At 74.9% G+C, this 11498-nt stretch carries 10 protein-coding genes and 1 tRNA gene; 2 read left to right on the top strand and 9 right to left on the bottom strand.

Features of this window, described 5'->3' with window-relative positions:
• The first annotated feature begins 29 nt into the window (after positions 1-29).
• A complete protein-coding gene (locus ABTZ91_RS09525; protein WP_352076561.1) occupies positions 30-740 on the top strand; it encodes a methyltransferase domain-containing protein in 711 nt (236 codons plus the stop codon).
• A gap of 138 nt (positions 741-878) precedes the next feature.
• On the opposite strand, the gene ABTZ91_RS09530 is transcribed toward ABTZ91_RS09525, so the two are convergent.
• Positions 879-963: transfer RNA gene (locus ABTZ91_RS09530), tRNA-Leu, on the bottom strand.
• Between the two features lie 266 nt (positions 964-1229).
• Here ABTZ91_RS09530 and ABTZ91_RS09535 point away from each other — a divergent pair.
• Positions 1230-2504, top strand: coding sequence for a DUF2254 domain-containing protein (locus ABTZ91_RS09535; RefSeq protein ID WP_352076699.1), 1275 nt, complete (start codon positions 1230-1232; stop codon positions 2502-2504).
• Here the strand turns inward: ABTZ91_RS09535 and ABTZ91_RS09540 are convergent.
• From ABTZ91_RS09540 to ABTZ91_RS09575, 8 genes are all read right to left on the bottom strand, one after another.
• Positions 2501-3586: a sugar phosphate isomerase/epimerase gene (locus ABTZ91_RS09540; protein ID WP_352076562.1), complete on the bottom strand. Its 1086-nt coding sequence runs from the start codon at positions 3584-3586 to the stop codon at positions 2501-2503. The genes ABTZ91_RS09535 and ABTZ91_RS09540 overlap by 4 nt on opposite strands.
• Positions 3587-3649: 63 nt before the next feature.
• A complete protein-coding gene (locus tag ABTZ91_RS09545) occupies positions 3650-5026 on the bottom strand; it encodes a nucleotide pyrophosphatase/phosphodiesterase family protein (protein WP_352076563.1) in 1377 nt (458 codons plus the stop codon).
• Complete coding sequence (eboE, locus tag ABTZ91_RS09550; protein WP_352076564.1) at positions 5023-6192, bottom strand: metabolite traffic protein EboE; 1170 nt, start codon at positions 6190-6192, stop codon at positions 5023-5025. Before eboE ends, ABTZ91_RS09545 begins: the two co-directional genes overlap by 4 nt.
• A 12-nt stretch (positions 6193-6204) precedes the next feature.
• On the bottom strand, positions 6205-7059 hold the full coding sequence (locus ABTZ91_RS09555; RefSeq protein ID WP_352076565.1) for a TatD family hydrolase: 855 nt from the start codon (positions 7057-7059) through the stop codon (positions 6205-6207).
• Complete coding sequence (locus ABTZ91_RS09560; RefSeq protein WP_352076566.1) at positions 7059-7604, bottom strand: EboA domain-containing protein; 546 nt, start codon at positions 7602-7604, stop codon at positions 7059-7061. Before ABTZ91_RS09560 ends, ABTZ91_RS09555 begins: the two co-directional genes overlap by 1 nt.
• Complete coding sequence (locus ABTZ91_RS09565; RefSeq protein WP_407077930.1) at positions 7598-8524, bottom strand: sugar phosphate isomerase/epimerase family protein; 927 nt, start codon at positions 8522-8524, stop codon at positions 7598-7600. Before ABTZ91_RS09565 ends, ABTZ91_RS09560 begins: the two co-directional genes overlap by 7 nt.
• A gap of 260 nt (positions 8525-8784) precedes the next feature.
• On the bottom strand, positions 8785-9756 hold the full coding sequence (locus ABTZ91_RS09570; protein WP_352076567.1) for an SCO3242 family prenyltransferase: 972 nt from the start codon (positions 9754-9756) through the stop codon (positions 8785-8787).
• Between the two features lie 581 nt (positions 9757-10337).
• Positions 10338-11495, bottom strand: coding sequence for an inositol-3-phosphate synthase (locus ABTZ91_RS09575; protein ID WP_352076568.1), 1158 nt, complete (start codon positions 11493-11495; stop codon positions 10338-10340).
• Positions 11496-11498 lie beyond the last annotated feature (3 nt).

Genomic DNA, 11498 nt, shown 5'->3' on the forward strand with positions numbered 1-11498 from the left:
GCGCGCCGTCGGGGCCGTAGGGTCGTGGCATGTTCTCCCCCGAGGGCCCCACACTCCGCGAGCTGACCCGGCAGGCGCTGTCGTCGGTCGAGCACGGCTACGACCTGCTCGCGAGGAAGTTCGACGCCACCCCGTTCCGCACCTCCGACCGCCTGCTCACGGCCGTCGCCGAGACCCTGGAACCGCTCGGGCCCTTCGACTCCGGCCTGGACGTGTGCTGCGGCACCGGTGCCGGGCTCGCGGTGCTGCGCTCGCTGTGCGCCGGACGGATCACGGGCGTCGACTTCAGCGCCGGCATGCTCGCCGAGGCCCGCCGCGCCCACCCCACCTCGACGCTCGTACGGGCCGACGCCCTCGCGCTCCCCTTCGCACCGGCCTTCGACCTGGCCGTCAGCTTCGGCGCCTTCGGCCACTTCCTGCCCGCCGACCAGCGCACCCTCTTCGCCGGGGTCCACGCCTCCCTGCGCCCCGGCGGCACCTTCGCCTTCCCCCTGCCGGCCCCGCCGCGGGTGGGCTCCGCCCCGTACTGGACGCTGTGGGGCTTCGACGCGGTGATGCGGGTCCGCAACGCGCTGTGGCGGCCGCCCTTCGTCATGTACTACCGCACCTTCCGCCTCGCCGACGTCCGCGCGGGCCTCGAGGACGCCGGCTTCCGCGTGGAGCTGCTGCCGGTCCGTCCGCTGGGATTCCGGGAGGACGGCAGCCCGCGCTGCCGGCTGGTGGTGGCACGGAAGCCGTGAACGTCACGCGGTGCGTGACACGTCCCCCTGAGCTCGATCAGTGCCCCGCCCGCTGGTCGAACCCGCTCCCCCCGCGCATGATGCCCCTCCCCGGCCCATACGAAAGAAGACCCCAGCTCAGCTGGGGTCTTCCACATGTGTCCGAGGGGGGACTTGAACCCCCACGCCCGATAAAGGGCACTAGCACCTCAAGCTAGCGCGTCTGCCATTCCGCCACCCGGACGAGGTGTGCTGCCGTCGTGGGTGTTCCCCGCGGCGACACGGATAACTCTACCAGGGGTTCGACGCGCCTTTCACCAGCGTTTCCCGTGGTCAGTGGGGGGAGCCGCTCCTCCGGACGGCGTACGGCGCGTACCGGCGCGGGTACGCGGAGTGGAGGGCGTGCGGGGCGGCGCGCGGGGCGGCGCCGCTCGCCGGGGGGCGGCGGCGCCTAGCCTGCGCGGGGTGACCTCTCTTCCTCCCCCGTCACCCGTGTACCACCGGCCGCGGATGCTGTCGCCGCTGCGGGAGCACCTGCGGGACACCTTCTGGTTCGCGCCGGTCGCGGCCATGGCGGCGATCGGCGTGCTGTGGTGGGCCTGCGCGGCTCTGGACACGGAGATCGTCGAGACGCTGCGGCAGGAGGGCGCGTACGACGAGATCGGCGACCTGGCCGGGATCGCCGAGGACGCGAAGACCGTCGTGACCACGGTCAGCTCGGCGATGATGACCTTCATCGGTGTCGTCTTCTCGATCTCCCTCGTCGCCGTCCAGATGGCGAGCGGGCAGTTCAGCCCCCGGGTGGTGCGGATCTTCGTGAGGAGCCGTATCACCAAGGCGACGCTCTCGGTCTTCCTCGCCACCTTCCTGTTGTCGCTGCTCGTCCTGACCTCGTACGAGAGCGAGACCGATCCCCGGCTCGTGACGGCCGTGCCGCTGCTGCAGTCGATCCTGACCCTCGCGATGGTGGGGCTGAGCCTGCTGCTCTTCCTGACGTACGTGAACGCCATGCTGCGGCTGATGCGGGTCGGGCACGTGGTGGACCGGATCGCCCGGGAGTCGTTCCGGGTGGTGGCGAAGACGCCGTGGTACGGGGGCGGGGTCTGCGAGCTCGGTCCGGTGACGGGGCAGGTGGTGCACCGGGGCCGGGCCGGGGTGCTGCGGGACGTGCACGTCGCACGGCTGGTGCGGGTGGCGCGGCGGCACGGGCTGGTGCTGCGGCTGTTGCCCCGGATCGGGGACTTCGTGGTGCCGGGGACGCCGATCCTGGCGGTGCACGGCGGGGCGGTGCCGAGGGGGCTCGCGTCCTCGGTGTCGGTGGGGATCGAGCGGACCTTCCACCAGGACCTGGGCTTTGGACCGCGGCAGCTCGCGGACATCGCCCTGCGGGCCCTGTCCCCCGCCGTGAACGATCCGACGACGGCGGTGCAGTGCCTGGACCGGATCGTGGAGTTCCTGGCGGCACTCGCCCACCGGCCGCTGGGCGCGGTGGCCTACCGGGACGGGCGCGGCGGCGGGGCGGTGCGGCTCGTGCAGGACGTGCCGGGGTGGGTGGACCTGGTGGATCTCGGGTTCGCCGAGATCCGGGGCTGCGCGGCGGGCAGTCCGCAGGTGTCGCGGCGGATGCTGGCGGGCCTTGACGACCTGCTGGCGCTGGTGCCCGAGGACCGCAGGGAGCCGCTGCTGCGGCACCGTGTGCTGCTGACGGAGCTGGTGGAGCGCACGGTGCCGCAGGCCGCGGACCGGGTCTTCGCCCTGGAGGCGGACCGTCAGGGGATCGGTTAGCGCTTCTCCCTGAGCGCGTGGAGGTGGGCGCTGGAGCGGCGGGCGAAGGAGAGGGAGTCCACGGGGTTGTCGCGTTCGGCCTGCCAGTGGTGACCGGGGCGGCCGTGGTGGGTGCGGGTGACCTCGGAGATGAAGCGCCGGTAGTCGATGTCGCCGTCGCCGACGTCGGTCATGCGGTAGCCGTAGGGGGCGGCGGAGTCGTCGCGCTCGCCGTCCTTGACGTGGAAGAGCGGGTAGCGGTGGGGCTGGGCGAGCACGTAGTCGAGGGGGTCGAAGGGGGCGGGGGTGCCGTCGGGGCGTCGGGAGTAGCGGTACTGGCCGACGTAGGCCCAGTAGACGTCCATCTCCAGGTGGACGAGCTCGGGGTCGGTCTCGGCGAGGAGGACGTCGTAGAGGCGGACGTCGGGGCGGTCGGTGGCGAAGGAGAACTCCTCGGAGTGGTTGTGCTGGTAGAACTTCATGCCGCGCGCCCTGGCGGCGGCGCCGAAGCGGTTGAACTCCTCGGCGCAGCGCTTCCAGCCGTCGACGGTGGCGCCGTAGCGCCAGGGCCCGGAGGCGGTGCCGATGTGCGGCAGGCCGAGGGCGGCGGCGTCGTCGAGGACGCGGTCGAGGTTCTGGGCGAAGGTGTAGGCCTTGGGGTCGGCGGAGTAGTAGCCGACGTGGCCGCCGATGCCGCGCAGTCCGTGGTCGGCGGTGAGGCGCTTGAGCTCGGCGAGCGTGATCGGGCCGGCCGTGCCCTGGGTGTAGCCGGCGAACTCGACCTCGTCGTAGCCGTAGCGCTGGAGCTCGGCGAAGACGGCGGCGAAGCCGAGGGTGGAGACCTTGTCCCGCAGCGAGTAGAGCTGGATGCCGAGGCGGCCGGCGGGCAGGACGGGGCGGCCGTGGCCCCGGCCGTCCTCGGCGGCGTCGGGGGCGGGGGCGGGAGCGGTGGCCTGGGCGGGGGTGGCCGTGGTGCCGAGGAGGGCGGCGGCGGTGGCGCCGGCGGCGACGCCGAGCATGCCGCGTCTGCTGAGGCGGTGGGAGAGCTCGGGGTCGGCGGGGTTCCTGCCGGAGGCGGACGGGGTGCGGCGGGTGCGGCTCATCTGTGGATAACTCCTTTGTCGTCTGTTTCGTCTGCTCTACTGGTCGTACGGGTCGGGCCGGGGTCAGGAGAGACCCGCGAGCCCGAGCAGCAGGGCTTTCACATCGGTGGCCGCGACGCGGCCGCTTATGGCGCGGGGGATGGAGCACACGATGAGCGGACCTTCGTCCTCGCTCGCGGGGAGGCGGCCATGGCTGCCGCGAAGAGCTGACGGATCGAGAGGCACGACCGCCATGCGGTAGCGCATGCCGAGCTTCTTGCGGGCCAGTGCCGTGGCCGCCCTGAGCCGTACGTACGGGTCGAGCGGGTCCATGAGCAGTTCGGCGGGGTCGTAGCCGGGTTTGCGGTGGATGTCGACGGTGCGGGCGAAGTCGGGGGCGTGGGCGTCGTCGAGCCAGTAGTAGTACGTGAACCAGGCGTCGGGATCGGCGACGGCGACGAGTTCGCCGGAGCGGGGATGGTCGAGGCCGTGTTCCTTCTTGCCGGTGTCGTCGAGGAGCCGGTCGATCCCGGGGAGTTTGGCCAGGGCCTCGCGGGTCGCGTCGAGGTCGGCGGGGCGCCGGACGTAGACGTGGGCGATCTGGTGGTCGGCGACGGCGAAGGCCCGCGAGGCCATGGGGTCGAGGTACTCCATGCCGTCCTGGGTGTGCACCTCCAGGAGTCCGGCGCGGCGCAGGGCACGGTTGATGTCTACGGGGCGGTCGGCGCGGGTGATGCCGTACTCGGACAGGGCGACGACGGTGCGGCCCTCGGCGCGGGCGGTGTCGAGGAGCGGGGCGAGGGCGGCGTCGAGCGCGGCGGCGGCGCGGTGGGAGCGCGGGTCGTCGGGGCCGAAGCGCTGGAGGTCGTAGTCGAGATGGGGGAGGTAGGCGAGGGCGAGGTCGGGGCGGCGGGTGCGCAGGACGTGGCGGGTGGCGTCGATGATCCAGCGGCTGGAGACGAGGTCGGCGCCGGGGCCCCAGAAGTGGAAGAGGGGGAAGGTGCCGAGAGCGGTGGTGAGTTCGTCGTGGAGTTCGGGGGGCCGGGTGTAACAGTCGGGTTCCTTGCGGCCGTCGGCGTAGTAGACGGGGCGCGGGGTGACGGTGACGTCGGTGTCGGCGCCCATGGCGTACCACCAGCAGATGTTGGCGACGGTGTAGCCGGGGTGGGCGCGGCGGGCGGCGTCCCAGAGGCGGTCGCCGTGGACGAGGCCGTTGTGCTGGCGCCACAGCAGGACGTCGCCGAGTTCGCGGAAGTACCAGCCGTTGCCGACGATGCCGTGTTCGGAGGGCAGGGTGCCGGTGAGGAAGGTGGTCTGGGCGGTGCAGGTGACGGCCGGCAGGACGGTGGACAGGGCGGCCTGGGAGCCGTCGCGGGCCAGGGCTCGCAGGTGGGGCATGTGGGGCAGCAGCCGCGGGGTGAGGCCGACCACGTCGAGGACGAGGAGGGGGGTGGGCGTCATGGGAGTTCCTTGAGGCCGAGGTCGGTGAGCAGGTCGCGGGCCAGGGTGAGTTCGGCGGCGATGCCGTCGGCGAGCCGGGCGCGGGTGCGGGGGCGCCGCTCGGGCGGGAGGGCCTGCCAGGTGTAGGTCTCGACCTCCAGGTGGCGGGTGCGGGGGGTGGGGCCGCCGACGAGCAGGGCGAGGGTGTCGCGCAGGACGGGGAGCGTGGAGGTGAGCGGCGGCTCGGGCGGGGCGTGCAGGGGGACGTGGAAGTGGGCGCGCCACGGGGTGGAGTCGGGCAGGGCGGCGCCCGCGAGGGCTTCGGGGAGGTCGTCGGTGCCGCGCAGGCCGGCGGCGGTGAGGGTGCGGGTCTGGTGGAGGAAGCGGGGTTCGTCGAAGGCGGCGAGGGCTCGGCGGACTTCGGGGAGATGGGGGTGTTCGGCGTGCAGGGCGGCGGAGAGCTGGGCCTTGGCGACGGGGATGCCGGCGGCGGTGAGGGCCGCGAGGGCGGTGTGCGGGTCTTCGAAGGAGGTGGCGAGGTGGCAGGTGTCGAGGCAGATCCCGATGCGGGGGCTGGCGACGGCGGTGAGCGGGGCGATCGCGTCGGCGACGGTCTCGACGGTGCAGCCGGGTTCAGGTTCGAGGCCGATGCGTACGGAGCGTCCGGTGAGTTCCTCCAGGGCGTCGAGGCGCTCGGCGAGGGTGGTGAGGGCGGTGTGGGCGAGGTCGGCGGCGCGGGTGTCGAAGGGGGTGCGCCAGGCGATCGGGAGGGTGGAGACGGATCCCTCGGTGACGTCGTCGGGCAGCAGGGCGGCGAGCAGCCGGGCCAGGTCGGTGGTGTGGGCGAGGCGTTCGGGGCGGGTCCAGTCCGGCTGGTAGACGCGGTGTTTGACTTCGGCGGCGCCGAAGCCCTCGTAGGGGAAGCCGTTGAGGGTGACGACTTCGAGGCCGCGCTGGTCGAGGGCGGCGCGCAGGGTGCGCAGGGCGGCCGGGTCGGACACCAGGGAGCTCGCGGCGTCGTGGGCGAGCCAGAGTCCGATGCCGAACCGGTCGCGGCCGAGGCGGCGGCGGACGGGTTCGCAGTGGTCGCGGAGCTGGGCGAGGACCCCGTCGAGGGTTTCGGCGGGGTGGACGTTGGTGCAGTAGGCGAGGTGGACGGTGGAGCCGTCGGGGTGGCGGAAGCGCATGGCCGGCTCCTCTCATTCCCCGCCGCGGAGGATCGAGTTGCCTTCGTGGAGGCCGCCGCTGCCGGTGGCGGGCGGGTCGAGGCGGAGGCGGCCGCTGAGGCCGTAGAAGGAGACGGGGTTGCGCCACAGGACCTGGTCGACGTCGTCCTCGGTGAAGCCGGCGGCGAGCATGGCGTCGCCGACCTTGCGGGTCTTCAGGGGGTCGCTGTGCCCCCAGTCGGCGGCGGAGTTGACCAGGACGCGCTCGGTTCCGTGCGCCTTGAGGACGGCGACCGTGCGGGCCTCGTCCATCTTGGTGTCGGGGTAGACGGAGAAGCCGAGCCAGGCGCCGCTGTCGGAGGCCTCCTTGACGGTGGTCTCGTTGAGGTGGTCGAGGAGGACCCGGCCGGGGTCGAGGGCGGACTCCTTGACCACGTCGAGGGTGCGGCGCAGTCCGGCGAGCTTGTCGCGGTGCGGGGTGTGGACGAGCGCGGGCAGCCCGTGGTCGGCGGCCAGCTGGAGCTGGGCGGCGAGGGCGTGGTCCTCGGCGGGGGTCATGGAGTCGTAGCCGATCTCGCCGACGGCGACGACGTGGTCCTTGGCCAGATAGCGGGGCAGCGCCTCGAGGACGGGCACGCAGCGGGGGTCGCCGGCCTCCTTGGGGTTGAGGGCGAGGGCGCAGTGGTGGGCGATGCCGTACTGGGCGGCACGGAACGGCTCCCAGCCGAGGAGCGAGTCGAAGTAGTCGAGGAAGGAGGCGGGCGAGGTGCGGGGCTGGCCGAGCCAGAAGGAGGGTTCGACGACGGCGCGGACGCCCGCGTCGTACATGGCGCGGTAGTCGTCCGTGGTGCGCGAGGTCATGTGGATGTGGGGGTCGAAGATGCGCATCAGGACTCCTCGGTGAGGGCGAGCACGCGGTGCAGATCGGTGGGGACCGGCCGGCCGGCGGCGGTGCGTTCGGCGGCGTAGTCGCGGAGCATCCGGGCGAGTTCGGTGTCCCCGGCGGCGCGCCGGGCGAGCCCGGCGACGGTGTCCACGGGTACGGCGGTGAACAGGCACTTGAGGACGGCGTGCCGCCACAGGTGCGCCGGGAGGTGGCGGGCTGCGTAGGGGCCGAGGGCGGCGGCGAGGAGGGTGGTGTCGTGGCTGCGCAGGGCGTCCTCGACGAGCGGAAGGGCCTCGGGTCCGGGGACGAGGGAGGGCAGGGCGAGGAGGACGGCGCGGCGTTCGGCGGAGCTGCCGTGCCGGTAGAGGCGGGACAGGGTCGGGGCGTCCGCGCGGGCCGCGGTCAGCAGGCGCAGCCGGGCGGTGTCGGCCTGCTCCTGGCCGCAGTGCCGGCCGGCGGCGGCGAAGTGCGTCTCCCAGACGGGGGCGCGGGCGGTGGCGTCGGTGACGGCGGCGGTGAGCCAGGCGCGGGCGGGGTCGGTCAGCATGCGGGGGCCTCCTGGCGGAGGTGGGAGCGGAGGAAGAGGAGGGAGCTGCGGGCGAGTTCGGGGCCGGCGTGGGAGTGGCGGGGCAGTTCGACGACCGTGAGGCCCGGGTAGCCGGCGGCGGTCAGTTCGGCGAGGGCGGCGAGGAGAGGAGCGAAGTCGATCTCACCGTCGCCGAACGGGAGGTGTTCGTGGACGCCTCGCCGCATGTCCTCGATCTGGAGGTGGTGGATCCAGGGCGCGGCGGCGCGCAGGCAGTCGGCCGGGGGCAGGGGTTCCAGGCACTGGCAGTGGCCGAGGTCCAGGGTGAGGCCGAGGACGGCCGGGTCCGGACCGCCGAGGAGGCCGCGGAGGTGGTGGAAGTCGTCGAGGGTGGCGAGGAGGTGCCCCGGTTCGGGTTCGACGGCGAGCGGTACGCGGGCGGTGGCGGCCGCCTCCAGAAGCGGGCCGAACGTGGCGGCGAGGCGTTGCCAGGCGGTGGGGGTGTCGGTGCCCTCGGGGGTGGTGCCGCTGAAGCAGTGGACGGCGTGGGCGCCGAGGTCTTCCGCCACGCGGAGCGCGGTGCGCAGGAGCCGGACGCGGGCGTCGGGGTCCGGGTCGAGGAGGGACGGGCCGTGCTTGCGGCGCGGGTCGAGGACGTAGCGGGCACCGGTCTCGACGGTGACGGTGAGCCCGAGCGCGTCGAGCCGGCGGGCGATCCGGGCGGTACGGGCGGGCAGGTCGTCGGCGAGCGGGTCGAGGTGCATGTGGTCGAGGGTCAGCCCGACGCCGTCGTAGCCGAGGTCCGCGAGGAGGGCGAGGGCGTCGTCGAGCCGGAGGTCGGTGAGGCCGTTGGTTCCATAGCCAAGACGGGGGTGGGTGGGAGTGGGAGTGGGGGTGGGGGTGGGGAGGGGGGCGGGGGCGGGGGAACCGGAGGGACCGATGGGGCCGGTGGAGCCGGTGGGGCCGGTGGGGCCGGTGGGGCCGGTGGGGCCGGTGGGGCCGGAGCCGGGGCGCGACACGACGGGGGTGCCGGTGGGGGCCGTGGGGGCGGTGGAGCCGGTCGGGCCGGAGCCGGGGCGCGACACGACGGGGGTGCCGGTGGGGGCCGTGGGGGTGGAGGAGCCGGTCGGGCCGGAGCCGGGGCGCGGCATCGCAGGGATGCCGGTGGGCCCGGTAGGGGCACTGGGGGCCGTGGGGGCGGTCATGTGGGGCTCACCTTCCGGGCGAGGGCGCGGGCGAGCGGGGCGAGGGCGAGGACGGTGAGCGCCGTCGCCGGGGCGCCGGCGCGGGCGGCGAGGGTGGCCTGGAGCGGGATGAGGGCACGGATGCCGGCGCCGACGGCCCGTTGGGTGAGGGGTGGCGAGGGGTTGAGGACGGCGTGGAAAAGGAAGGGGGCGGGAGTGCGGGCGTAGTCGGCCGCCAGCACCGCGGCGAGCGGCGACCCGCCGCTGCCGGCCGCCGCGGCGAGGGTGGAGGTGACGGTGAGCGCGGCGGCGGGGGCGGTCGCCGAGCCGCCCTGGGTCTCGTGCCGCGAGACGGCGGTGACGGCGTAGGTGTGGGCGCCGAGGAACAGCGCCGAGCCCAGGGCCCGGAGCCCGCCGCCGTACCGGCGACCCGTCGGCATGACGGCGGCCGGTGGCGGCGCCGTGCCAGGGCGCGGGTCCTTTCGAGGCGGCCCGGCGGCGGGGCGGAGGGTGTGGCGGGAGGCGGTCGCCGTGGCGCCGAGGAGCAGGTCGAGGGCGCGGGCGGTGGCCATGGCGGCGGGGCCGAGGCGGGTGTGCTTGAGGTGGAGGTCGTAGGACCAGACGGTGGCGGCGAGCGTTCCGGCCACGGCGAGCGGGGTCCGTCCCGCGCGGGCGGCGAGGGCGAGGCCCGCCAGGGTCAGGGTGGCGGAGGCGGCGAGGGCGGAGGCGGGGCGGACGCGGCCGGAGGGGAGCGGGCGGTGGGGGCGGTCGAGGGCGTCCTCCTCGCGGTCGGCCCAGTCGTTGAGGGCCATCCCGGCTTCGTACAGGCAGAAGGACGCCCCGATCGCGAGGAGCGTGCCCCGGTTCGGCCGGGCCCCCAGGGCCGCAGCTCCGGCGAGCGCGTCCCCCGGCACCGTGGCCAGCGCCGACACCCGCAGCAGTTCCGCCCAGGCCCCGACCCGGTCCCTCCGGGCGCCCGTCGCCCTCACCCGGGCGTCCCCCGCCCGGGCCTCCCCCGCCCGGGCCTCCCCCACCCCGGCCGGAACGTCAGGCGCACCGCGTACGGCGGATCCCGCACCGCGCGCGGCCAACCCCGCACCACGTACGACCGACCCCGCACCGCCGGCAGCGATCCCCGCACCACGTACAACCGACCCCGCACCGCCGGCAGCGGTCCACGCACCACGTACGACCGACCCCGCACCGCCAGCAGCGGTCCCCGCACCGCGAACGGCCAACCCCGCACCACGTACAACCGACCCCGCACCGCCGGCAGCGGTCCACGCACCACGCACGACCGCCCCCGCACCGCGCACGACCGCCCCCGCCCCCCTCAGCCCCGGCACCCACGCGGCGCCCCGGCCCGGCGCACCATCCGCCCCCCGCTCGCCGGGCCGCCCCGCGCGGGCCGACGACGTCGACCGCCCGGCCGGTGCCCCCCGCTCGCCGGGCCGCGCCGTGTGGTCTGCGGGCCCCGTCCCGCCACCCCCCTCCGTCAACCGCCCGGCGGGCCCCGCCGGCCAGCCCCATCGCGCCCGCAGCGAGCCCAGCCGGGCGTCCCCTTCCCCGCTCACCGGTCGTCCTCCCCCAGCCGGTCGGCGAACGCCAACAGTTCGGCGTACTGGTCGGCGAGGGCGGTCGGTGGGGTGCCGTCGGGGTCTTTGAAGTAGAAGGCGAGGGGTTCCAGGGGGCCGGTGAGGCCGCGGGCGTGGGCGCGGGCGGTGAGGCGGGCGAGGTCGAGGACGAGGGGCGCGGCGAGGGCGGAGTCGCAGCCCTGCCAGATGGTCTGGAGGACCATGCGGGAGCCGAGGAAGCCGTCGAAGGCGATGTGGTCCCAGGCGGTCTTCCACTCTCCGAGGGCCGGGACGTCGTCGATGTGGACCTGTCCTTCGACGCCGGGGCCGAGGATCTCGTCGAGGACGCGTTCCTTGCCCGCGTTCTTGGCGGCGGCCGCGGCCGGGTCGGCGAGGGCGGCGCCGTCTCCGCCGCCGAGGAGGTTGCTGCCGGACCAGGCCCGTACGGTGAGGGACCGCTGCCGGAACATCGGGGCGAGCACGGAGCGGAGCAGGGTCTGTCCGGTCTTGCCGTCCTGGCCGGCGTACGGCAGGCGGCCGGCGGCGAGGTCGGCCGCCAGGGCCGGGTGGCGCAGCCCGGTGGACGGGGTGAAGTTCACGTACGGGCAGCCGGTGCGGAGCGCGGCCGCGGCGTAGAGGGAGCTCGGTGGGAGCCCGACGCCCCCCGACGCCGGCTCCGTGGAAGCTACATTGACCACGACCACCCGCTCCAGGTCCAGTCCAATGCGGAAGTTCGTCAGGTCGGTGGCGAAGGCCGAGATCAGTTCGTCGTCGTTCCGGGTGTCGCCGGGCAGGGGGCCGCCTGGGCGGATGCGGGCGTCGGCGGCGGCGAGTTCGGCGGTGACGGCCGGTGCGAGGCCGGGTGGGAGGACGCCGGCGGCGGTGAGTTCCTCGGCGCGTTGGGGCAGCGGGCAGGTGGCCGTGTCGTGGCCGCCGAAGACGAGGGAGCCGAGCGGGGGCAGTCCGGCCTGGGCGAAGGCCGGGGTCTCGGTGACCATGCCGGTCGGCGGGTGCAGTCCGGCGGTGACGGCGGCGCAGCCGGCGACCACGGTGGTGGCGACGGAGCCTCTCGCTCCGATCAGCCAGACTCCTGTGCGCGCGGGGGTGGTGGGCACGGCTGCCTCCTCGGGACGGACGACCGATGGGGAACGCATGGG

This window comes from Streptomyces sp. NPDC126499, assembly GCF_040302485.1.
GTDB lineage: Bacteria > Actinomycetota > Actinomycetes > Streptomycetales > Streptomycetaceae > Streptomyces.

Excerpts from the sequence above, each read along its gene's own strand:
- ABTZ91_RS09540 (WP_352076562.1), bottom strand. The coding sequence starts at position 3,586 with ATGAGCCGCACCCGCCGCACCCCGTCCGCCTCCGGCAGGAACCCCGCC.
- ABTZ91_RS09545 (WP_352076563.1), bottom strand. The coding sequence starts at position 5,026 with ATGACGCCCACCCCCCTCCTCGTCCTCGACGTGGTCGGCCTCACCCCG.
- ABTZ91_RS09525 (WP_352076561.1), top strand. The coding sequence starts at position 30 with ATGTTCTCCCCCGAGGGCCCCACACTCCGCGAGCTGACCCGGCAGGCG.
- eboE (WP_352076564.1), bottom strand. The coding sequence starts at position 6,192 with ATGCGCTTCCGCCACCCCGACGGCTCCACCGTCCACCTCGCCTACTGC.
- ABTZ91_RS09575 (WP_352076568.1), bottom strand. The coding sequence starts at position 11,495 with ATGCGTTCCCCATCGGTCGTCCGTCCCGAGGAGGCAGCCGTGCCCACC.
- ABTZ91_RS09535 (WP_352076699.1), top strand. The coding sequence starts at position 1,230 with ATGCTGTCGCCGCTGCGGGAGCACCTGCGGGACACCTTCTGGTTCGCG.
- ABTZ91_RS09555 (WP_352076565.1), bottom strand. The coding sequence starts at position 7,059 with ATGCGCATCTTCGACCCCCACATCCACATGACCTCGCGCACCACGGAC.
- ABTZ91_RS09560 (WP_352076566.1), bottom strand. The coding sequence starts at position 7,604 with ATGCTGACCGACCCCGCCCGCGCCTGGCTCACCGCCGCCGTCACCGAC.